Source organism: Aquimarina sp. MMG016, assembly GCF_018100805.1.
GTDB lineage: Bacteria > Bacteroidota > Bacteroidia > Flavobacteriales > Flavobacteriaceae > Aquimarina.
The window spans coordinates 558,962-579,375 of sequence record NZ_JAGJEA010000002.1; the positions used below are offsets into that span (position 1 = coordinate 558,962).

A 20,414-nucleotide genomic window follows, 5' to 3' on the forward strand; every position below is an offset into this window, starting at 1 on the left:
CTATTATTATGAAAAAAGTACTCTTAATATTTATGCTGGTTAGTTTATCTGGTATAGCACAGATCAAAGGAAATAAAAACATTGAGACCAAAACCTTTAACATCGAAAATATACAAACCATAAAAATCAATTTTTATGCACAAGTAATTATAGATCAGTCCAAAGAAGAAAACTTAACTATAACTACAGACAGTAATTTATTCGATCTAATTGATAAAGATATAGAAAATGGTGTTTTGCATTTAGATCAAAAAGAATGGATACAGCCATCAGAGGATGCTAAAATTGTAATTGGAGCTCCTAACATCAGAAAAGTGGAAAGCGGAACTCATGATACTACCAGAGTAATTAATTTAGATAACGATTACATTCAGGTACTTGCTCCTATTGGTAATATTGTCCTGGAGGGTAGAACCAAAGAACTCAGAATAGCATCTGAACAAGCTCAGATTAATGCTACTGATCTAATTGCAGAAAATGCACGTATAAATATTTGGGATTCTGGAACAGCAAGAGTTAACGTAATAAATACGTTAGATACTAAAATTAACGAGAATGCCACACTAGAAATTATCTCAAATCCTAAAAAATTAAAAGGTGATACAAAAAGAATAATTAATAAAAAGAAAAAACAAAATGACAATTCGATTAGATACATAAAGTTTAAAATAGAGAATAATTCCCCTAACAGAAGGCATTTTGAAGTTGTAGGGCCTAAACCGAATGGATCAAAATTTGGTTATGGATTCCCCATGATGCCTTTAGCTTTAAGAAAGGAAAACTGGACAATAGGAACCAAGATATACCTTGTTAACAAATTAGGAATGAGAAGATTAATAAAAACCATTTCTAAAAAAGACGAAGGGCAAGTAGTGAAATTATTTTAATTACAAACTGATATAAAAAGAACTTACCTCCTAGAGTTAGGAGGTAAGTGTTGGGGAAAACAAAAAAAGTAAGGGAAAAATTGTAATTGGAATACTTTTCAAAGATAAAGAGGATTGTAGTTATGTAGGTTACGGTTTTACCTCAAACTTTGGCTGGAATAGTAGCATTTATTTAAATAAATCAACTTAACTACTTGATTAACAATATTTTACAATTAAAATGACATAATGTTAAATTAACATTATCTCTTAAAATAAAATTTGATATAAATAAATAAGTTAAAAGATTTTAAAGAATCTTCTAAACTAGTAAATTTGCGAAACACATTTTTTAACCTCAATAATTCTGAAATCCTTGGAAAATAAAAAGGCAATAAAGCTAATTGAAAAGATTGTTACAAATCTAGAAAAGTCAGGTATCAATACCGATTCATTAATAGACAACCTTAAAGAACTAAGAACATTTGCATTAGAAGAAGAAATTCCTTTAGTAGTAAAAGTGTTAAGGTTAACTTATGAACACTTAGAGGAAAATGAGACTTTTTTAATACCAATTCCGGATGATGAACCTATTGAAGAAGGCGATATCACTAATACAGAAGCTGTGGTAGATCCTGTAGAAAGCTTGTCGTATATGCTTTCACTAATAAAAGATCTAAAAAACAAGATGAACTTATCTGACTTAAAGGATTATAGAAATGCTCTAAATGAGTAATTTTTTATAAAAAAATAATTATATCCCCGCTATATAATAAAGAACCTTGAAAATGTATTTTTCGAGGTTTTTTGTTTTTACATATTAAGAAAGTAATCTTTTTACTGTTAAAGTGTAAGGTTTATAAATCATTAGAGACAAATTTTATGATTTTTTAATGGAATATCTATTAAAGAAAAACTATTTTTACAGCCTTTTTGGAAGAAAACAAAAGTAAATGAAGTCCCGATCAGTCAGAAAAACACGATTACAATTATTACATCAATATTATACCTACACAGGTTTCTATAAATTTTTAGGCACAAGTCTAAAAAAGGCCTTACCTCCTATTCTATTATTTATAGCAGGGTTATTAGCTATTAATTATTTTGTAATTAATATCAATGATTTATTGATTTATGTTACTGAAAACTACTCAGACTATGTCGTCTTTAGTGTGTTTTTTGCTTCAGAATCATTACTTGGATTAATCCCACCAGAAATTTTCATAGCTTGGAGTGATAAATCGACAAATCCTATTTTGTATTTATCAATATTAGCATTTTTATCATATTCGGGAGGAATCATATCTTATTTTATAGGAAAATCAATTACCAAAATACCTTCTATCCATAATTATCTGGAGGTTAAAATGGCTAAACATATTAGAAACACCCGTAAATGGGGTGGTTTTCTGATCATAGTGGGCGCACTATTGCCAATACCTTTCTCTATTACCAGTATCGCTGCCGGAATGATTAAATATTCTTTTACTAGTTATTTACTTTTTGGGTTATTGCGCTTTGTACGTTTTTATCTATACGCGTTAGCTATATTTAGTCTAATATAATTGATATTTGATTTGTTTTTAAAAAGACTTCAACCGAATTTTGCACAAAATAGTACTGAAGTCATATGGAAAACCTAACCCGTTATTTTTACAACCTATTAGTCTCCAAAGGAGTTTCTGAGAGTTTAGCCGAGTATCTCAATGTACTAATCGGTATCGTTGTTCTTCTGTTAACCGTTTACCTTGTTGATTTTATAGTTCGAAAAGTAGTTTTAGCCATTTTTAAAAGATATGCATCAAAGTCCAGAAACACTTTTGATGATTATCTGGTAAAAAATAAAACATTTGACTATCTATCTCATATAGTTCCTTTATCCATAATTATATGGGTTATCCCAAAACTATTTATTGCTTTTCCAACTGCAGAAAAGTACTTAGAGGTATTATTTGATATTATGGTTATTGTACTTACCATTTGGATTGTACGCAGCTTACTAAGAACCTTGAGGGATTTCTTAAAATCTTTAGACTCGTTTAAAGATAAACCCATTGATAGTTATGTACAGGTATTTATGATATTTGCTTGGGCAATAGGTGCAATTTTTATCTTTTCTTCTATAACAGGAAAATCAATCTGGACATTTCTAACAGCATTAGGAGCAATGTCAGCAGTTATTCTATTAATTTTTAAAGATACTATTCTTGGTTTTGTAGCTAGTATTCAGGTTGCGGTAAATGATACCGTAAGAATTGGTGACTGGATCACCATGAGTAAGTACGGAGCTGATGGAGATGTAATAGAGATTAACCTTTCTTCTGTAAAGGTTCAGAATTTTGACAAAACGATCACTACGATCCCAACATATCACCTTACTTCAGAATCGTTTAGAAACTGGCGAGGAATGATGGACTCAGGAGGGAGACGAATCAAAAGATCTATTTTAATCAAAACTTCTAGTATTTCTTTTTTATCCAAAGAAGATGTTGAAAAACTAAAAGGTATTGAACTACTGCAAGAATATCTGAATGCTTCTCAGAATGCAATCGACACCTATAATCAAGAACATAATATTGATAAAAGTGTTTTGGTTAACGGAAGAAATTTGTCAAATATGGGAGTCTTCAGACAATACGTAGAATCTTATCTCGAAAATCATCCGTATATCAATACAGAAATGACAATTATGAGTCGCCAATTGGCTCCAACAGCTCAAGGAACTCCTTTGGAAATCTATGCTTTTAGTAATGATAAAGTATGGAAAAACTATGAACATATCATGGCAGATATTTTTGATCACTTGTTATCTGCAATACCATATTTTAATCTAGAAGTGTTTGAGTTAGATTACTCTATAGAAAAGTAATACATTTTGAATTAAAACAAAATTTTATGACAATGGGTTTTAGAATTATTAGCTATTTAGAAGGAATCTCGTACTTACTGATCCTTTTTGTAACTATGCCATTAAAATATCTTTTCGAATCACCAGAGCCAAATAAGTTTGTCGGTTATGCTCATGGATTTCTATTTATGGCTTATATCGTATTTGCGATAGTAATCAAAGCAGAAAAACAATGGAATAATAAAACTCTAGGAATTGTTTTACTATGTTCCATAATACCTTTTGGAACTTTCTGGATGGATAAAAAGTATTTATCAAAAAACGCATAAATATAAGAAAGAGCTTATCATTTCTGATAAGCTCTTTTTATTTAGGTTTAACCGATTATTTAAACCAAAATCCTCCTCTATCATTGCCTGAACAAACTGCTTCATAACCATTTATCAAACAATCTCCGTCTCTACCTACACATGCCGGAGAAGTTCCTTCGTCACCTGGGCTTCCTCCTAATGTTCCAGTACCAACACAAGATCTGATTAGTACAGGTATTCCACCTCCATTAACATTTTTTTGTTCTTCTCTGGATAGTTTTCTTGATGTTTCTAATTTTAAAAAATCTTTTGACATAAATAAATATTTAAGGTTTAAGAAAATGTTTATAGTACCATTATCTAAGCTATATTTTAAGCTAAAGAACCTGCTACTTATTGTTTATGTCAACCAAACAAGATATGTTACCCTATAATTAATAATTTAACATTTATTATGAAAATTCCGAAGCTACTCTGGGTATTCAATACGTAGATGATAGATATTAGTAAGCTTACGCTTGAAGACTTTTTTAATCTGTTGTATTTCTTTGAAAGTAATATTAGCATTCAGAAACTGACCATCTTCCATTTGTTTATTGATAATTTTTTCAACAAATGAATCTATAAGACTACTGGTTGGATTTTTTAAACTCTTTGAAGCTGCTTCTACACTATCACTCATCATTAGGATTGCGGTTTCTTTTGAAAATGGTTTAGGGCCTGGATACTGAAAATCTTCCATGTTCACATTTTCATTATTATCTTTTTCCTTAGAATAAAAATAGTAGACAGTACTTGTACCATGATGAGTTCTTATAAAATCAATAACACGATCTGGTAAATTGTATTTTTTAGCAATTTCAATTCCTAGAATTACATGGTTGATTATGATTCTAGCACTTTCTTTTGGAGATAGCACATCGTGAGCATTACCAGAGGCTGTCTGGTTTTCGGTAAAATAGATAGGGTTTGCCATTTTACCAATATCATGATATAAAGCACCCACTCTTACTAATAATGCATTAGCACCTATTTCGCTTGCTGCAGCTTCTGCAATATTAGCAACATTTAGTGAGTGATGAAAAGTTCCCGGGGCTTTATTTGATAATTCTTTTAATAAGCTGGAATTGGTATCAGTAAGCTCTAGTAAAGACACATCTGAGATTAATCCAAAAAGCTTTTCATACATATAAATTAACGGGTGTACTACCAAGGTTGCAAATCCACTAATCACAAATAAAAGTACCGTAGTCCAATCAATATTGCCTACACTTCCTTCATGAATCACATGAAATGCAATATAAGCTATGATATAAATTGTAGTTATCTGAGCTACTGAAATGAATAAATTTGCTCTTTTAAAGGATTCTGAAATCGTAAGAATTGTAACTATACCAGCTATAATCTGTAAAAATGTGTATTCATAACTGTTGGGCACCACGAATCCCAGAATAAGTACGGTAATCACATGAGTAAATAACCCAAGTCTAGAGTCAAAAAATGCTTTTAAGACTAATGGAAGAATACATAGAGGTACTACATATATATAATTTGATTTGTATTTCACTACTAAAGTAGTAATCAAAACCATAAGCAATACATTAAATGCAATGAAGGTAACCTGTGTATTACTTTCATAAATATCTTTTCTATACTTTCTCAAGAAAAGTAATAACATCATTAATGCCAGTGAAACCAGTATACAATACCCTAAAACTATCCAATAAAAGTTTTTATCACTCCAAACCTGTGATTCATATTCGGCCTTTAACGAATTCAGAATCTGAAGTTCATCACCTTCTACTACTTCTCCTTTGGCAATAATTCTACTTCCTCTTGATACTCCTCCCCTAGTGGTTAATACTTTTGCTAATTCAGTATCTAATGTGCTCTGGGTAAGTTTATCATTAAGACGCACATTTGGTTTGATTAAATCATAAAACAGTGCGACAAAATCACTTTTAAACTTTACATATTCACTTTTATCAATTCGTGTATCGATCAGTGTGGTCAACTCTTTTGCAGTAAGCAATTGACTATATGTTATAGCTTCTGCTTTATTTCCTTTGTTTAGAAATATTTGCCTTTTTTCTGCATAAGAATAGTTTTCGATTAAAACACCGTAACGATAGATATCATTTAATAAGATGCGACCAAAAAGCTTTGCTTGTTCATTGGCACTACTTTGACTAATAACTTCAAGATTACTGGTAAATGCAGCATCATATGCTTCTTTTGCAGTGTTAGCGATAATGGTATCGTATTCAAAATAAGGTATGATATTATCTGTAATACGCTGTTTTTCAGACTTTATTTCTTCTTCGGTTTTTGCTATCGCAAAATCAAACGGAGCGTATAAATTCTCGTACTGCCATGGTTTTCCTTTAGTAAATTCATATTTGAATATTCCTCCTTTTGGAAATAAATACACAATCAAGGCTGTTGTACATATAAAGAGAAAAACTCTATAAATTGTAGATTGGTTTTTGTATAAAGTATTCAAAAATTTCTTCACCTCAGACTTTGTATTGTTTACCCAAAAGTAATAAATCAAATTTAGAATTATGGATTACATCATAATAGTTGTGGATATCCAAAGTTTGGATCTAAAACTATGAAGACATAACTTCTAATATCTTTCAAAAATTGCTAAATTCGCAGCAAACAATACACACATTTTTTAAAATATACATAATGAGCAAAGAAGTAGTCATCGTATCTGCAGCGCGTACCCCTATAGGAAGTTTTATGGGAAGTTTATCAACCGTTCCTGCAACAGAACTTGGATCCACTGCAATCAAAGGTGCATTAGATAAAATAAATTTAGATCCTGCATTGGTTCAGGAAGTATTTATGGGTAATGTAGTACAAGCTGGTAATGGTCAAGCTCCTGCACGTCAAGCTGCATTAGGAGCAGGTATTCCTGATACTGTGCCTTGTACAACTGTCAATAAAGTATGTGCCAGTGGTATGAAAGCCGTAATGCACGCTGCTCAGGCAATAGCTCTTGGAGATGCAGATATCATTGTTGCTGGAGGAATGGAAAGTATGAGCTTAATTCCTCACTATGTAAGATTAAGAGCAGGTCATAAATTCGGTCCTCAAACACTAGAAGATGGTATGCAACGTGATGGATTAGTTGATGTATACGATAAACATGCTATGGGAGTTTGTGCAGACGAATGTGCTGAAAAATATGAATTCAGCCGTGAAGACCAGGATGCTTTTGCAATTCAGTCCTATGAGCGTTCTGCTAAAGCGTGGGCCGAAGGTAAATTTGCCAATGAAGTAGTACCAGTTGCTGTTCCTCAACGACGAGGAGAGCCTATTATGGTTACAGAAGATGAAGAATACAAAAATGTGAAGATGGAAAAAATACCAGCTTTACGTCCTGCTTTTACAAAAGAAGGTACTGTAACCGCCGCCAACGCATCTACTATAAATGATGGTGCTGGTGCAGTTGTGGTTATGAGTGCCGAAAAAGCTGCTGAACTTGGGCTTACTCCATTAGTAAAAATTAAAAGTTATGCAGACGCAGCTCACGAACCTAAATGGTTTACTACCGCTCCTGCTAAAGCATTACCAAAGGCAATCGAAAAAGCAGAGATTTCTTTAGACGATGTAGATTTCTTTGAGTTTAATGAGGCTTTTTCTGTGGTAGGATTGGCTAACCTTAAAATTTTGGGACTTAATGACTCTAATACTAATGTGAATGGTGGAGCAGTTTCTTTAGGACACCCTCTGGGATGTTCTGGAGTACGAATTTTGATTACGCTAATGAGCGTATTGGAACAAAATAATGCAAAAACCGGTGCTGCAGCGATCTGTAATGGCGGTGGAGGTGCTTCTGCTATGGTGATAGAAAGAGTCTAGTCTAATTAAGAATTCATAATTATTTATACTGAATGCAATACGGTATTTGCAATCTAAGTATTGTCCCTTTACGAGCTGAACCCAGCGATCCTAGTGAAATGGTTACCCAGGTTTTGTATGGTGAACATTTCAAAGTCCTGGAACAACGAAAAAAATGGAGTAAAATTCGTTTGGCTTTCGATTCCTATGAAGGTTGGATCGATAATAAACAATATTTAGAAATTACCGAAGACGATTATAAGAGTTTTGAGAACCAATCTCCTACTCTGGTTGGTGATATGGTAGAATTCATAAATTGTGAAGAACATCAGCTAATGCCTGTTCCTTTTGGAGCTTCTTTAGGGGCGTTAGACTTCTTTAAACATCAATACGAAGGTACAAGAGTTACCGAACAACAACCTAAAGAAAAACTTATAGAAACCGCTTATTTATTTCTTAATGCTCCCTATTTATGGGGAGGTAAAACTAATTTTGGTATCGACTGTAGCGGTTTTACTCAGATGGTGTATAAACTGAATGGGTATAAACTACTTAGAGATGCTTCACAGCAAGCTACTCAAGGAGATGCTCTTAGTTTTATAGAGGAAAGTGAACCGGGAGATCTAGCTTTCTTTGATAATGAAGAAGGTAACATCATACATGTAGGCATTATGATGAAAGATAACTATATTATTCACGCGCATGGCAAAGTGCGCGTGGATCGTATAGACCATACTGGAATTTATAATAACGAAAAACGTACACACACCCATAAACTTAGGGTAATTAAAAGAGTTATTTAATACTAGTCTCAAAAATGATTGAGTATTAAATACATTTCAGAAAACGACCTAAAAATAAAAGCCAGATACTATAATTAGGCGTTTCTAATAAAAAAAGCGTCCAAGTGCTATGAGGTTTTATCAAAATCCGTTTAAGAGCTTCTACGGAAGTTATGAAGATATGTTTAAATGAAATAATCTAATAGCTATGCCACAGTCTTTAGAAATACTCATTGTAAAAGTAAAACCTGAAGAAAATAAAAAACTATTAGAAATTGGTCTTCAAACTTTCTATAATAGTTTTGGTCCACCGGTAAACACTGAAGAAAATATTCGAAGCTACTTACAAGAAAAATTTACTTTAGCACAAATTGACAGAGAGTTACAAGATGATAATTCGCAATTCTTTTTTGCCAAATCAGATAATAACATTATAGGATATCTGAAGTTAAATTCTGGAAAAGCACAAACTGAAATAATTGAAGGAAAATCCCTGGAAATTGAAAGGATTTATGTAGTAAAAGATTATCAGGGTAAAAAGATTGGACAACTTCTACTCGATAAATCCATACAAATTGCTAAAGAAATGAATATAGATTTTATATGGCTAGGCGTATGGGATAAAAACTCCGGAGCTATAAAATTCTATGAAAGAAATGGTTTCAAAACCTTTGACAAGCATCAATTTATATTAGGTACAGAAGTACAAACGGATATTATGATGAAGCTGGAATTATAGGTTTTTGAGAATTTTATGATTTCAATAACACAATGTAGTTTGGTTTTTATTTAATTTTGAAACGATCATTTCATTAAGATATGCCTAAAGTAGAAACATTTGATAGAAAACAGGTTTTGCAGAATGCTACTGAAGTATTTCATAAAAAAGGATACAACGGTACTTCTATGCAAGATTTGGTGGATGCTACTAATTTAAATAGATCAAGTATCTATAATTCGTTTGGTAGTAAATTGTCTATGTTTATGGAAGTTTTATCTTACTACCAATCTAGTGGAAAAGCTGAAATGGGAAAAGAACTCGCACATTCTCATAATGCATTAGATACCATGAAGTTAATTTTCGAAATGTATCTTAATGATATTCTTGACGATAAGGATCGAAAAGGTTGTTTGATTGTAAATTGTAAGTCTGAGATGGCAAATCAGGAACCTCTTATTAAATCTTTTATGGAGCAGAACCAGGAACAGTCGATTGCTATGTTAGAAGATGTTGTACATAATGGGCAAATGGAGAAAATCTTTAATGAAGATCAAACAGCAAACCAATATGCTCTTTATTTATACTCTTCTATTCAAGGATTAAGAATGACTGGAATATTAAACAACAATGAAGAAGAACTAAGAAACCTTATAAATACAGTACTTAAAGTACTATACTAATATTTTTTTTAACTTAATTTGAAACGATTGTTTCAAATAAAATAATAATAATTATGAGAACACTATTAAGAATAGATAGCAGTCCAAGAAAAAACTCCTCTATAAGTAGACAATTAGGAGATGTCTTGCAGGAAAAATTAGAAAATGAAGCAAATTATATCACCTCAAATAGAGATGTATATTATGATGAATTAATCTCTTTAGGTAATGAAGATAGCGTTGCCGCGTATTTTACACCCGAGGACCAACAAACCGAAGCACAAAAAGAAGCTGTTCAAACATCAAATATTCTTGCAAAAGAGTTTGCCTCAGCAGATAGTTACCTGTTTACAGTTCCTATGTATAATTTTGGTATTACAGCTGGTTTAAAAACGTATATTGACTTAATCGCCAGAGCTGGGATTAGTTTTAAATATACAGAGAAAGGTCCTGAAGGACTGTTAAAAGGTAAAAAAGCCTACGTGATTATCACCACCGGTGGCACAAAATTAGGAACACCTGTTGATCACGTGACAGGATACCTAACTACCTTCCTGAATTTTATTGGTATCATAGATATTGAGTTTATTAAATCTGATCAAATCATGAGCGATACTGAAAAAATCCTAAAAGATGCAAAAACAGGAATCAACGAATTAATTTTAAACTAATTATTATAAACTCTTAACAAAAACTTACAATGAAAAAGTTAGAAAACAAAGTAGCGATTATCACAGGTGCCAATAGTGGAATCGGATTAGCTACAGCTAAATTATATCTTCAAGAAGGTGCTAAAGTAGTACTTTCTGGTAGACGACAAGAAGCATTAGACGAAGTTGCAAAAGATCTCGAAGGAGATTTTACTATCATAAAAGCGGATGTATCTAAATTAGAAGATAACAAAAGACTAATTCAAGAGGCTACGAATAAATACGGAAAAATTGACATCCTATTTCTTAATGCAGGTGTGGCACCTCCTTCTCCAGCTCACGAAATTACAGAAGATCACTATGATGAAGTATTTAACATTAATGTAAAAGGTCCTATACTAGCTACCAAAGAAGCACTTCCACACGTTAATGATGGTGGAACGATTTTGTTTACAAATTCTATTGTACATCAAAAAGGATTTGATGGATTAGGTGTGTACTCTGCTTCTAAGGGAGCATTAAGAGCATACCAAAGGGTATTAACTTCTGAGGTGAAATCCAGAGGGATTAGGGTAAATTCAATTGCTCCCGGGCCAATTGATACTCCAATATATGGTAAAATGGGATTACCGCAAGATGTAGTAGAAGAAATGGGGAAAGGCTTTGCAGCACAAGTACCTTTGGGACGCTTCGGAACATCAGAAGAAATTGCCAAGTCAGCACTGTTTTTAGCTTCAGATGATGCATCTTTTATCAATGGTGTAGAATTAGAAGTTGATGGCGGATTAAGTCAGATTTAAGCTATGCATATTGCTAAATGACATTAGCATTTAAGGATTTTAAAATCTAAAAGGGTTGGTTTTTATCAACCTTTTTCTTTTCTATAAATTCAACCAATAAGTAACTTTTAGAACTATAGATCGAGTTCGTACATTAAATGCAAACCTATCCTGAGGGTCTACATCTCCTGTTAAATAATTATCCGTATATACCAATATCAAATCCGAAACAGGTGCAAAACGCCATTGGATACGTGCATTAATATTGGTATTATCATCTTGGGAGTTATATTGTACAAATAACGAGGTGAACAAGCTTTTAGAAAAAGTATAATCGATTCTAGGGCTGATCAAAAAAGTTTCTCTACTACCATCTAGATGAGGCATATCAAAAAAGTTCACTGCATAATTCAACGAAAAAGACCCTCGTGGTTGATATCTAACAGTAAAGCTTCCACCTGTCCCATAACGCCAGCCATTAAAATACTCCCCAATATAAGGATTAAGACTCCAACTGAATATTTGTCGACGATCACTTTGGTAATTGGCCGTAAAGCTAGTCCATGAAAAATCCTGATCTGCCTCCAGTTCTTCTGAATCAGTTCCTGTCGGATCAAATGGATCAAAAAGATAAACATAGTTATGATTAAGGTTAAACCCAAAATTAGAGCGTTGAGTTAATTCTCCTCCCCAACCGGCAGAATATAAATGGTCAGTTTTACCAAAACCAGGTCGCCAGAAAATATCAGCTTCTACTCTATAATTATGGTTGTTCAAAAAGTCATTTTGTGGATAGTACCTTAATTCTGCTACAGGGTTTATCCTAAAATAATCTGTTCTTCTTATAAAACCCACTTCTGCATTATAATCTTCATCAACATATTCGTGTTTCCATAGGGCTCCATATTTTCGGGTATTATAATTTAGAGTGCTACCTTGAGCTATAGCCATAGCCATATCCGGTGAGAATGTACCATGTACAAATGTTTTACCGGACCAGGTATTATCTCTGGTAGCATAATTATAGTCTATACCAACCATCCGGTTATATCTATTGATATCGAGCGTATCCAGATTTTCATCAAAATCTACTGTTTGCTTATTTACAGCAATTAATCCAATGTTAGATCGTGCTCCAATTTTTCGTTGCGCAACCGCCACACCAAAATTAATAGCTGGTATTCCTTGAGTTAAACTAGATGCAGTTTGCATATTTAATACACCGATACGTGTATTTGGATCTAATTTTCCGCTTAAGCGTAACCCTCCATAGATTCTATTTTGTACCAGCTCTTCTGTAAGCACATCTTCTCCTACTCCAATACGTCTGGAAAAAAAAGGATTTATATTTGAAAAACCAAATTGTCCAAATAGATCAGCATTCTCCAGAAAAAACTGCCTTCTTTCCGGAAAAAAAATCTCGAAACGATCCAGATTTGTAATTTGCTCATCTACTTCTACCTGAGAAAAATCTGGGTTTACCGTTAGATCTAAATTCAATCCAGGAGTCAAGGCTATTTTTGCATCTCCTCCTAATTCAAAAAAATTATCTGTAGGTGTTGCATCTTCATAATCTTTATTAATACCAGAAGAAATAAAAGGAATCAGAGATACAACACTACTCTTAGTTGTCAATTCTTCTTCCCAGATCATTTCTGCCGGATAAGCCAAAGTAAAAAGGATTTGATTTCTGGGAACTCCGGGGTATGTGCTAATTTCATTAGATTGTGTATCAAAACGGTAACTAGAAAACCCCCATTTTTTTGATGGATTGGGATATCGCAATGTACTAAAGGGGATTTCTAATTCGGCAGTATAATATCCATCATATTTTTGGGCTTCTCCTTTCCACTTGTTATCCCATGAAGTAGAAAAATCCTGAAATGTATTTCCTCCATTGCTGATAGTTCCTTCACGACGTACTCCTTCAGGATTAATACCAAAATATAATGCATTGGTTCCATCATCAAAGGTATCAAACAAGAAAGTGATATTATCATTACCCCCCGCCCGGTAATCTCTACGCAAAGAACTCACTACCCAATCATTGCCCTCTGCATAGCATTTTACGCCAATATATAGACTATTTTTATCCGTGCACATATAAATCTCCGTCTGTGCCTTAGCTGGAATAGAATCTGAAGGGAAGTATTGAACAAAATCTTTGGCTGAAGTTAGTTTACTCCAAATAGCTTCACTTAGTACACCATCAATTTCAATTTTATCGGTGGTTGTACCTACTATAAAAGATTTTTTCTGACTATTATTAGTTTGAGCCTGGCTCTGCCACACCAAAATGATGGAGAACATTACTATCCAAAACCTCATGCTGAAATTTCCGTATTAATGTTTTTATACTATTTATTCTGTTAAATTCTCAAAAATAGAATACGAAAATTTACTTTTTGTTAAAATTATTACAATTCGAGTATTTGTCGAATCATCTGATTAGTAAAACCCCATTCATTATCATACCATATCATAATTTTTACTAAATCTCCGTCTACCACACGTGTCAAAGAAGCATCCACAGTAGCTGCATAAGGATTTTGTTGAATATCTGAAGATACAATGGGTTCATAAGTTACATCCAATACTTTGGCATACCGATCTGTATTGGCTTCTTTTTCAAGGATCTTATTAATTTCCTCTGGAGTAGTATTTCTTTCAGCAATAAAGGTAACATCGCTAATAGAACCTACAGGGACCGGTGTACGAATGGCAACTCCATCGAATTTTCCTTCGTATTGTGGAAGTGCTTTAGTAGTAGCAATGGCAGCACCGGTAGTTGTAGGAGTTAGATTTATTGCTCCTGCCCTTCCCATTCTAGGATTTTTCTTTGATGGTGCATCTACCAAAGTCTGAGAAGCTGTGTAAGCATGAATCGTATTTAAGATTGCTTTTTTAACGCCAATGGTTCTTCCTAATATTTCTACCACCGGACTTATATTATTTGTAGTACAGCTTGCACAGGAGAATATGGCAGTTTTACCATCTTCTGTATTCACTCCATGTACCACGGTTGGTGTATCCTTACTTTTTGTGGGTCCTGAAATTACTACATTTGTCGCTCCAGCTTTAATATGCTTCTCTGCATCCTCTCTATTGGTAAAAAAACCGGTACTCTCAATGACTACATCAATGTCATGTTCCTTCCAAGGTAATTGTTCAGGATCTCTTTGATTAAAATATGTAATCTCTTGTCCATCCACAATTAAATGGTCTCCCCTAATATTTATTTCTTTATCATAAATTCCATACACACTATCGTATTTAAGGAGATATTGAGCATTTTCAATTGACATTAGGTCGTTTACCGCCACCACCTGTAAACCAGGTTCTTCCATAATTACTTTAAGGGCAGCTCTTCCGATTCTTCCGAACCCATTAATCGCTATTCTTTTCATGTACTACATTATTTTTGTTGGTAAAAAAATGATGAAATTATAGTGTTATAATTTCCATCTGTAATGTCGTAAAAAAGAGAGTATAATTACTTTTTTTATGCTAAACTTAACGATTTAATCTTCTAATAATGAAACTCCATTAAGGTCAGTTGTCAATACATCACTCATATAATCAAAATATGGTCTGAGCAATTCGAAATGATGGACAACTTTATCCAGAAAATCGGGTGCAAAAACCTCTGCATCGGTAAATGCATGTTCCACAAAAAATGATTTATTTTTAATCAAATCTATATTAGGATGATCCTTGCTAAATCCTTTAGGAGCCGTTTTAACCTGATATTGGTTGTTGAAACCTCCAAAAGCTTTTTTGAATTCAGGATTAGCTAATATTTCTCTAATTTCTTGATCATCCATCTCAAACTCCTTTCGGATACGAAGTAAATCAGCTGGTTCCGGACTGAAGAAACCTCCTGCCATTAATGAATTACCTGGCTCCAGCCTTAAATAATAACCTCCTCTTCTATGTGCCCCTGCTCTACTAAAACTTACACTTCTATGCACATTATAAGGCGTTTTATCCTTACTAAAACGCACATCTCGATTGATTCTAAATACTTTTGTCTTTTCAATCTCATCCTTTTCATTTAATCGTTCTACTACAGCAGCGTAAAAGGTCTTTAACTCCTTTTCTCCTGCTTGATAACGCTTCTTGTGCTCAGTCATCCAATCACGATGGTTATTTTTTTTGAGATCTTTTAAAAATTCAAAGGTCGATTTTGGTATGGTACTCATATAAAATTACTTTGATCTAAAAGTACTAAAATCTGTTTTCTGAATTGAAGTTTAACTAAAATTTATGCAATATAACGACCTATACTTTTCCTTCATCTTGCATTATATTAACCTAATAAAAGAACAGTACTGTCTATCAGAAAGGTCACTAATCTTAAATTATAATCATTTAAGTACGACTTTTATCAATCAAATACTTAGAATTGCTCCAACAAATAATTGATTAAATCCGTGGTTGTTACTATTCCTACCAACTTATTATCATCCACAACAGGTAATGCATGAAATTCTTTTTTAGCCAATATTTCTGCAACTTCCTTTATAGTAGTAGTTGAATTTACACTCACAAGATTTTTTGCCATTACTTGTTCTATAGTAAACATTTCATAAACAATCGTATCTACATCGTGTTCGTGTTCATTAATATTATCAGCAAAACTTATACGCAGTAAATCTGTATAGCTTAACATTCCAACAATTGTATCGCCCTTTACTACTGGTATATGACGGATATTGTTTTTCTTAAATAACATTTCTGCTGTTTCTAAGCTATTTGTAGAATTTAGCGTTATTACATCAGAAGTCATAATTTTGGAAACTGGAGTTCGTTTTTTCATTTGAGTCAATTTAAATTGTTTATCAAATATAAGATCGCCTACTCTCATTAATAATGACAAATATCAGCTGGTAACCCAAAAAAGTATTCTTAAATCAGTAAAGCAAAAAATCTCTTAAACCATAGTTTTGGTTTTCTAAAATATGGTTTATCCATTTTGGTCAGAACTTAATTTTCTTGATATTCTGTTTAGCGTTTTAACCTAATTTTATAGATAAATCTGAATTTAAACCTCAGTTTGTTATTATTATTTTAAAAATGTAAGGATTTAGCACTTATTAAGACTTATGTATTCTTTATTCTATATATTTACTAGAGTTTTCAAAACACTTGCTATGTCTAAAGAAAGAGATCTGATTATTGCTAAAATTGAAAAGCAAAAAAAGAACCCAAATCTGAAATATAAACTTAAGGAGAGAACCGAATATTTTACCAACTTATTATTCTACACCTTATTTGATAGTGATACTGAAGTTGCAAAAAATATTGATATTCTTGAAAAGACCTTTGAAGAATTGGTAGACCTTGCATGCTGGGAGACCGAGAAACCTTGTAGTAAATTATGGCAATCGTATCTAGAAACATTACCTGATATACTTCAGAAACTAAATCTCGATGCGCAAGCATTTATGAAAAGTGATCCTGCAGCTAACTCTATTGAAGAAATTTACATGGCCTATCCAGGGTTTTATGCTATTGCAATATATAGATTAAGCCACGAGTTATTGAAATTTGGTTTACCGCTAGTACCAAGGTTAATGACAGAATATTCGCATAGATTAACAGGCACAGATATCAATCCAGGAGCGGAAATAGGAGATTCATTTTTTATAGATCATGCTACAGGAATCGTTATTGGCGAGACCGTGATCATCAAAAACAACGTAAAAATCTATCAAGGTGTTACTCTTGGAGGGTTATATGTCGACCGAAAACTTAGAAATGTAAAACGTCATCCTACCGTAGAAGATAATGTAACCATATATGCTAATGCTACAATTCTAGGTGGAAACACGATTATTGGAGCAAATAGTACTATTGGAGGTAACGCTTGGATCACATCTTCAGTACCTGAAAATTCAATTATCTCCAATACTTCAGAGATAAAGATTAAAAAAGTAGTGTAAATGTCACATAGTATTCTTGACCTTGTAGGAAATACGCCTTTAGTAAAGGCTTCTTCCTTAATTGACAACCCTAATATTACTTTATATCTAAAACTTGAAGGCCACAATCCAGGAGGAAGCGTTAAAGACCGTGCGGCATATAATATGATCAAATCTGCATTAGATCGTGGAGATATAGATCAAAACAGCAAGCTTATTGAAGCTACGAGTGGTAACACAGGTATTGCTTTGGCTATGATTGCAGGGATTTTTAAACTAAATATCGAACTGGTGATGCCTGAAAATTCTACCAAAGAACGGGTACAAACCATGCGAGCTTATGGAGCTAAAGTCACTTTAACTTCATCGGATGTTGGTATTGAAGGAGCTCGTGATTATGCAGAAGCCAAAGTAAACAATGAAGGGTATACAATGCTTAACCAATTTGCCAATGATGATAATTGGAAAGCGCATTATAAAACCACAGGACCTGAAATATGGAAAGATACCGAAGGTGAAATCACACATTTTGTATCATCAATGGGCACTACAGGAACCATTATGGGGACATCAACATATCTAAAAGAACAATCAAAGGATATACAAATTGTTGGTGTACAACCAACCGATGAATCCAGAATTCCGGGTATTCGCAAATGGCCTAAGGAATATCTGCCTAAAATTTTTAATCCGGATAAAGTAGATCAAGTCATTGAAGTTAGTCAGGAAGAAGCAACCTCAATGGCAAAAAGATTAGCAAAAGAAGAAGGTGTGTTCTCCGGGATGAGTAGCGGTGGATCCGTAACTGCTGCTTTGAAATTGGCTAAAACTCTAGACAAAGGTGTTTTAGTGGCAATTATTTGTGATCGTGGAGATCGATACTTGAGTTCAGATTTATTTGAATGACTTTTTTATAAATATATTATTCCTAACCAACCAATACCAACCAAATAAATATACATATGAAACGTATTCTTATGATTCTTTTTATATCAACTTTATTAAGTTCCTGTTCAGAAAAGAAAATCGTTTATAATACTTATGATGAATATCCAACTGCTATTGAAAAAGATCTTTGGCTAGATTATAGTAAAGAGGCTACAATTTTTAAAATGTGGTCACCTACGGCAGAAAATGTACAGCTACATCTATATAAACAAGGCAATGGTGGAACACCTATAGAAACACTTAAAATGAGTCCATCAGAAAATGGGGTTTGGGTCATAAAAGTTGAAGGAGATAAGCAAGGTATATATTATACATATCAAACCATGATCGATGGCAAATGGTTAGAAGAAACTCCTGGTATTTATGCCAAAGCTGTTGGAGTTAATGGCAAAAGAGCTATGGTTTTGGATTTTGAAACTACTAACCCTAAAGCTTGGGAACAGGATAAAGGTCCAAAATTAACGTACCCAAATGAAGCGATAATTTATGAATTGCATATTAGAGATATGACCATTCATCCAGAATCCGGTTCAAGTATGCCTGGGAAATATTTAGGATTGGTAGAACAAGGAACAAAAGTACTAGATAGTATATCGACTGGTATAGATCATATAAAAGAGTTAGGAATTACCCATGTTCACCTACTTCCAACCTATGATCACTACTCTATCGATGAAACCAAATTAGATGAACCTCAATTCAACTGGGGCTATGATCCACAAAACTATAATGTTCCTGAAGGTTCATTTTCTTCAGATCCATATAAAGCAGAAGTAAGGATAAAAGAATTTAAACAAATGGTCAAAACCTTTCACGATCATGGAATTGGAGTTATCCTAGATGTAGTTTATAACCATACAGGAAGAACTGAAAACTCTAACTTCAATCTGGAAGCTCCGGGATATTACTATAGACAATGGGAAGATGGCAAACCCTCAGATGCTTCTGCTTGTGGAAATGAGACTGCTTCTGATAGAGCTATGATGAGAAAGTATATTGTAGAATCCGTTGCTTATTGGGCAAAAGAATATCATTTAGACGGCTTTAGATTTGATCTAATGGGCATTCACGATATCACAACTATGAATGAAGTTACTAAGAAAGTAAAAGAAGTCAATCCTAATATTTTTGTATATGGTGAAGGTTGGACCGCCGGAGATTCTCCACTTCCAATAGAAAGAAGAGCCTTAAAAAAGAATACCCTAAAAATGCCCCAAACCTCAGCATTTAGTGATGATATTCGTGATGGGATAAAAGGATCTGTTTTTGATGAAAAAAGTACTGGTTTTGTTAGTGGTGCTGAAAATACTTCAGCTTCAGTAAAAATGGGAGTCGTAGGATCAATAGAACATCCACAAGTTGATTATAAGGCCGTTAATTATTCTGATACGTATTGGGCCAATGAGCCTTGGCAATCTGTTTCTTATGTTTCTTGTCATGATAATCATACCTTATATGACAAGTTAAAGATATCCCGAAAAGATGCTACAGAAGAACAAATTATTGCCATGGATAAATTAGCGAATGCTATTGTAATGACTTCACAAGGAATTGCTTTTATGCATGCAGGAGCAGAAATGTTACGTACTAAAGATGGCGAACATAACTCCTATAATTTACCTGACAGTATCAATCAAATTTATTGGAAAAGAAAAACAACTCATGCCAGCGTGGTAGCGTATTATAAAAATCTTATTTCTTTACGAAAAGCGCATCCGGCTTTCAGGATGACTAATGCAAATGATGTAAGAGCTAATTTAAAATTCCAGGAAACCGAAAAGGGTTTAATCAGTTATCAAATTAGTAATAACGCTAATGGTGATATCTGGAAAGAAATACAAGTAGTGTATAACAACAACCCGGAAGCTACAGTATACAAACCTGATGGTATATGGCAATTAGCAGTTTTAGGAGATAATTTTGATCAAGAAGGTACCAAGACCATTACTGATGCTGTTACCATACCACCCATATCCATGATGGTTTTGTTTCAGAAATAAAAAACATTAATGCTTTGATAGGGTAAACATAAACAAGCTTGTTATAATATAAAAAAGAACAAATAACTGGCTAA

The 20,414-nt window shown here is 33.3% G+C and carries 20 protein-coding genes; 14 read left to right on the forward strand and 6 right to left on the reverse strand.

The window, feature by feature from the left end:
• Positions 1–8: 8 nt before the first annotated feature.
• The 5 genes from J8M14_RS05435 (at position 9) to J8M14_RS05455 (ending at position 4,043) form a co-directional block, all read left to right on the forward strand.
• Positions 9–887 (forward strand): DUF2807 domain-containing protein, encoded by an 879-nt coding sequence (locus J8M14_RS05435; protein ID WP_211073563.1) that lies wholly within the window; start codon positions 9–11, stop codon positions 885–887.
• Between the two features lie 355 nt (positions 888–1,242).
• Positions 1,243–1,602 (forward strand): hypothetical protein, encoded by a 360-nt coding sequence (locus J8M14_RS05440; protein WP_211073564.1) that lies wholly within the window; start codon positions 1,243–1,245, stop codon positions 1,600–1,602.
• Positions 1,603–1,819: 217 nt separating this feature from the next.
• A complete protein-coding gene (locus J8M14_RS05445; RefSeq protein WP_211073565.1) occupies positions 1,820–2,431 on the forward strand; it encodes a short-chain dehydrogenase in 612 nt (203 codons plus the stop codon).
• A gap of 65 nt (positions 2,432–2,496) precedes the next feature.
• Positions 2,497–3,735 (forward strand): mechanosensitive ion channel domain-containing protein, encoded by a 1,239-nt coding sequence (locus J8M14_RS05450; RefSeq protein WP_211073566.1) that lies wholly within the window; start codon positions 2,497–2,499, stop codon positions 3,733–3,735.
• Positions 3,736–3,761: 26 nt separating this feature from the next.
• Entirely contained in the window at positions 3,762–4,043 is a 282-nt protein-coding gene (locus J8M14_RS05455; RefSeq protein WP_211073567.1) for a DUF3817 domain-containing protein, read from the forward strand.
• 55 nt (positions 4,044–4,098) lie between these two features.
• Here the strand turns inward: J8M14_RS05455 and J8M14_RS05460 are convergent, their stop codons facing one another.
• Both J8M14_RS05460 and J8M14_RS05465 read right to left on the reverse strand, forming a co-directional pair.
• The gene (locus J8M14_RS05460) at positions 4,099–4,341 is read right to left on the reverse strand and encodes a hypothetical protein (RefSeq protein ID WP_211073568.1); all 243 of its coding nucleotides are present in this window, start codon (positions 4,339–4,341) and stop codon (positions 4,099–4,101) included.
• Between the two features lie 153 nt (positions 4,342–4,494).
• Positions 4,495–6,540 (reverse strand): HDIG domain-containing metalloprotein, encoded by a 2,046-nt coding sequence (locus J8M14_RS05465; RefSeq protein ID WP_211073569.1) that lies wholly within the window; start codon positions 6,538–6,540, stop codon positions 4,495–4,497.
• 179 nt (positions 6,541–6,719) lie between these two features.
• Here J8M14_RS05465 and J8M14_RS05470 point away from each other — a divergent pair, with 179 nt between their 5' ends.
• The 6 genes from J8M14_RS05470 (at position 6,720) to J8M14_RS05495 (ending at position 11,489) form a co-directional block, all read left to right on the forward strand.
• A complete protein-coding gene (locus J8M14_RS05470) occupies positions 6,720–7,898 on the forward strand; it encodes an acetyl-CoA C-acyltransferase (RefSeq protein ID WP_211073570.1) in 1,179 nt (392 codons plus the stop codon).
• A 32-nt stretch (positions 7,899–7,930) separates the two neighbouring features.
• Positions 7,931–8,680, forward strand: coding sequence for a C40 family peptidase (locus tag J8M14_RS05475; protein ID WP_211073571.1), 750 nt, complete (start codon positions 7,931–7,933; stop codon positions 8,678–8,680).
• Positions 8,681–8,867: 187 nt separating this feature from the next.
• Entirely contained in the window at positions 8,868–9,398 is a 531-nt protein-coding gene (locus J8M14_RS05480; RefSeq protein WP_211073572.1) for a GNAT family N-acetyltransferase, read from the forward strand.
• An 80-nt stretch (positions 9,399–9,478) separates the two neighbouring features.
• The gene (locus J8M14_RS05485; protein ID WP_211073573.1) at positions 9,479–10,060 is read left to right on the forward strand and encodes a TetR/AcrR family transcriptional regulator; all 582 of its coding nucleotides are present in this window, start codon (positions 9,479–9,481) and stop codon (positions 10,058–10,060) included.
• 53 nt (positions 10,061–10,113) lie between these two features.
• Positions 10,114–10,710, forward strand: a complete 597-nt coding sequence (locus tag J8M14_RS05490; RefSeq protein WP_211073574.1) for an NAD(P)H-dependent oxidoreductase — start codon at positions 10,114–10,116, stop codon at positions 10,708–10,710.
• Positions 10,711–10,739: 29 nt separating this feature from the next.
• On the forward strand, positions 10,740–11,489 hold the full coding sequence (locus tag J8M14_RS05495; protein WP_211073575.1) for a glucose 1-dehydrogenase: 750 nt from the start codon (positions 10,740–10,742) through the stop codon (positions 11,487–11,489).
• Positions 11,490–11,570: 81 nt separating this feature from the next.
• Here the strand turns inward: J8M14_RS05495 and J8M14_RS05500 are convergent, their stop codons facing one another.
• From J8M14_RS05500 to J8M14_RS05515, 4 genes are all read right to left on the reverse strand, one after another.
• Positions 11,571–13,796: a DUF5916 domain-containing protein gene (locus tag J8M14_RS05500; RefSeq protein ID WP_211073576.1), complete on the reverse strand. Its 2,226-nt coding sequence runs from the start codon at positions 13,794–13,796 to the stop codon at positions 11,571–11,573.
• 89 nt (positions 13,797–13,885) lie between these two features.
• The gene (gene gap / locus J8M14_RS05505; protein WP_211073577.1) at positions 13,886–14,875 is read right to left on the reverse strand and encodes a type I glyceraldehyde-3-phosphate dehydrogenase; all 990 of its coding nucleotides are present in this window, start codon (positions 14,873–14,875) and stop codon (positions 13,886–13,888) included.
• A gap of 114 nt (positions 14,876–14,989) precedes the next feature.
• Positions 14,990–15,670, reverse strand: coding sequence for a DUF2461 domain-containing protein (locus J8M14_RS05510; RefSeq protein WP_211073578.1), 681 nt, complete (start codon positions 15,668–15,670; stop codon positions 14,990–14,992).
• Between the two features lie 197 nt (positions 15,671–15,867).
• Positions 15,868–16,287, reverse strand: a complete 420-nt coding sequence (locus tag J8M14_RS05515) for a CBS domain-containing protein (RefSeq protein WP_211073579.1) — start codon at positions 16,285–16,287, stop codon at positions 15,868–15,870.
• A 334-nt stretch (positions 16,288–16,621) separates the two neighbouring features.
• Between J8M14_RS05515 and epsC the strand changes: the two genes are divergently transcribed.
• The 3 genes from epsC to pulA are packed head-to-tail and all read left to right on the forward strand — an operon-like array spanning position 16,622 to position 20,340.
• Positions 16,622–17,413 (forward strand): serine O-acetyltransferase EpsC, encoded by a 792-nt coding sequence (gene epsC / locus J8M14_RS05520; RefSeq protein ID WP_211073580.1) that lies wholly within the window; start codon positions 16,622–16,624, stop codon positions 17,411–17,413.
• Positions 17,414–18,298 carry a cysteine synthase CysM gene (cysM, locus tag J8M14_RS05525; RefSeq protein WP_211073581.1) on the forward strand — a complete coding sequence of 295 codons (885 nt, stop codon included), beginning with the start codon at positions 17,414–17,416 and terminating at the stop codon, positions 18,296–18,298.
• A gap of 56 nt (positions 18,299–18,354) precedes the next feature.
• Positions 18,355–20,340: a type I pullulanase gene (gene pulA, locus J8M14_RS05530; RefSeq protein WP_211073582.1), complete on the forward strand. Its 1,986-nt coding sequence runs from the start codon at positions 18,355–18,357 to the stop codon at positions 20,338–20,340.
• Positions 20,341–20,414: the final 74 nt, after the last annotated feature.

What these genes read in the sequence shown, in the direction of transcription:
- J8M14_RS05435 (WP_211073563.1), top strand. Translation starts at nt 9, where the DNA reads ATGAAAAAAGTACTCTTAATATTTATGCTGGTTAGTTTATCTGGTATA.
- J8M14_RS05445 (WP_211073565.1), top strand. Translation starts at nt 1,820, where the DNA reads ATGAAGTCCCGATCAGTCAGAAAAACACGATTACAATTATTACATCAA.
- J8M14_RS05450 (WP_211073566.1), top strand. Translation starts at nt 2,497, where the DNA reads ATGGAAAACCTAACCCGTTATTTTTACAACCTATTAGTCTCCAAAGGA.
- J8M14_RS05455 (WP_211073567.1), top strand. Translation starts at nt 3,762, where the DNA reads ATGACAATGGGTTTTAGAATTATTAGCTATTTAGAAGGAATCTCGTAC.
- J8M14_RS05460 (WP_211073568.1), bottom strand. Translation starts at nt 4,341, where the DNA reads ATGTCAAAAGATTTTTTAAAATTAGAAACATCAAGAAAACTATCCAGA.
- J8M14_RS05470 (WP_211073570.1), top strand. Translation starts at nt 6,720, where the DNA reads ATGAGCAAAGAAGTAGTCATCGTATCTGCAGCGCGTACCCCTATAGGA.
- J8M14_RS05475 (WP_211073571.1), top strand. Translation starts at nt 7,931, where the DNA reads ATGCAATACGGTATTTGCAATCTAAGTATTGTCCCTTTACGAGCTGAA.
- J8M14_RS05480 (WP_211073572.1), top strand. Translation starts at nt 8,868, where the DNA reads ATGCCACAGTCTTTAGAAATACTCATTGTAAAAGTAAAACCTGAAGAA.
- J8M14_RS05485 (WP_211073573.1), top strand. Translation starts at nt 9,479, where the DNA reads ATGCCTAAAGTAGAAACATTTGATAGAAAACAGGTTTTGCAGAATGCT.
- J8M14_RS05490 (WP_211073574.1), top strand. Translation starts at nt 10,114, where the DNA reads ATGAGAACACTATTAAGAATAGATAGCAGTCCAAGAAAAAACTCCTCT.
- J8M14_RS05495 (WP_211073575.1), top strand. Translation starts at nt 10,740, where the DNA reads ATGAAAAAGTTAGAAAACAAAGTAGCGATTATCACAGGTGCCAATAGT.
- J8M14_RS05500 (WP_211073576.1), bottom strand. Translation starts at nt 13,796, where the DNA reads ATGAGGTTTTGGATAGTAATGTTCTCCATCATTTTGGTGTGGCAGAGC.
- gap (WP_211073577.1), bottom strand. Translation starts at nt 14,875, where the DNA reads ATGAAAAGAATAGCGATTAATGGGTTCGGAAGAATCGGAAGAGCTGCC.
- J8M14_RS05510 (WP_211073578.1), bottom strand. Translation starts at nt 15,670, where the DNA reads ATGAGTACCATACCAAAATCGACCTTTGAATTTTTAAAAGATCTCAAA.
- J8M14_RS05515 (WP_211073579.1), bottom strand. Translation starts at nt 16,287, where the DNA reads ATGAAAAAACGAACTCCAGTTTCCAAAATTATGACTTCTGATGTAATA.
- epsC (WP_211073580.1), top strand. Translation starts at nt 16,622, where the DNA reads ATGTCTAAAGAAAGAGATCTGATTATTGCTAAAATTGAAAAGCAAAAA.
- cysM (WP_211073581.1), top strand. Translation starts at nt 17,414, where the DNA reads ATGTCACATAGTATTCTTGACCTTGTAGGAAATACGCCTTTAGTAAAG.
- pulA (WP_211073582.1), top strand. Translation starts at nt 18,355, where the DNA reads ATGAAACGTATTCTTATGATTCTTTTTATATCAACTTTATTAAGTTCC.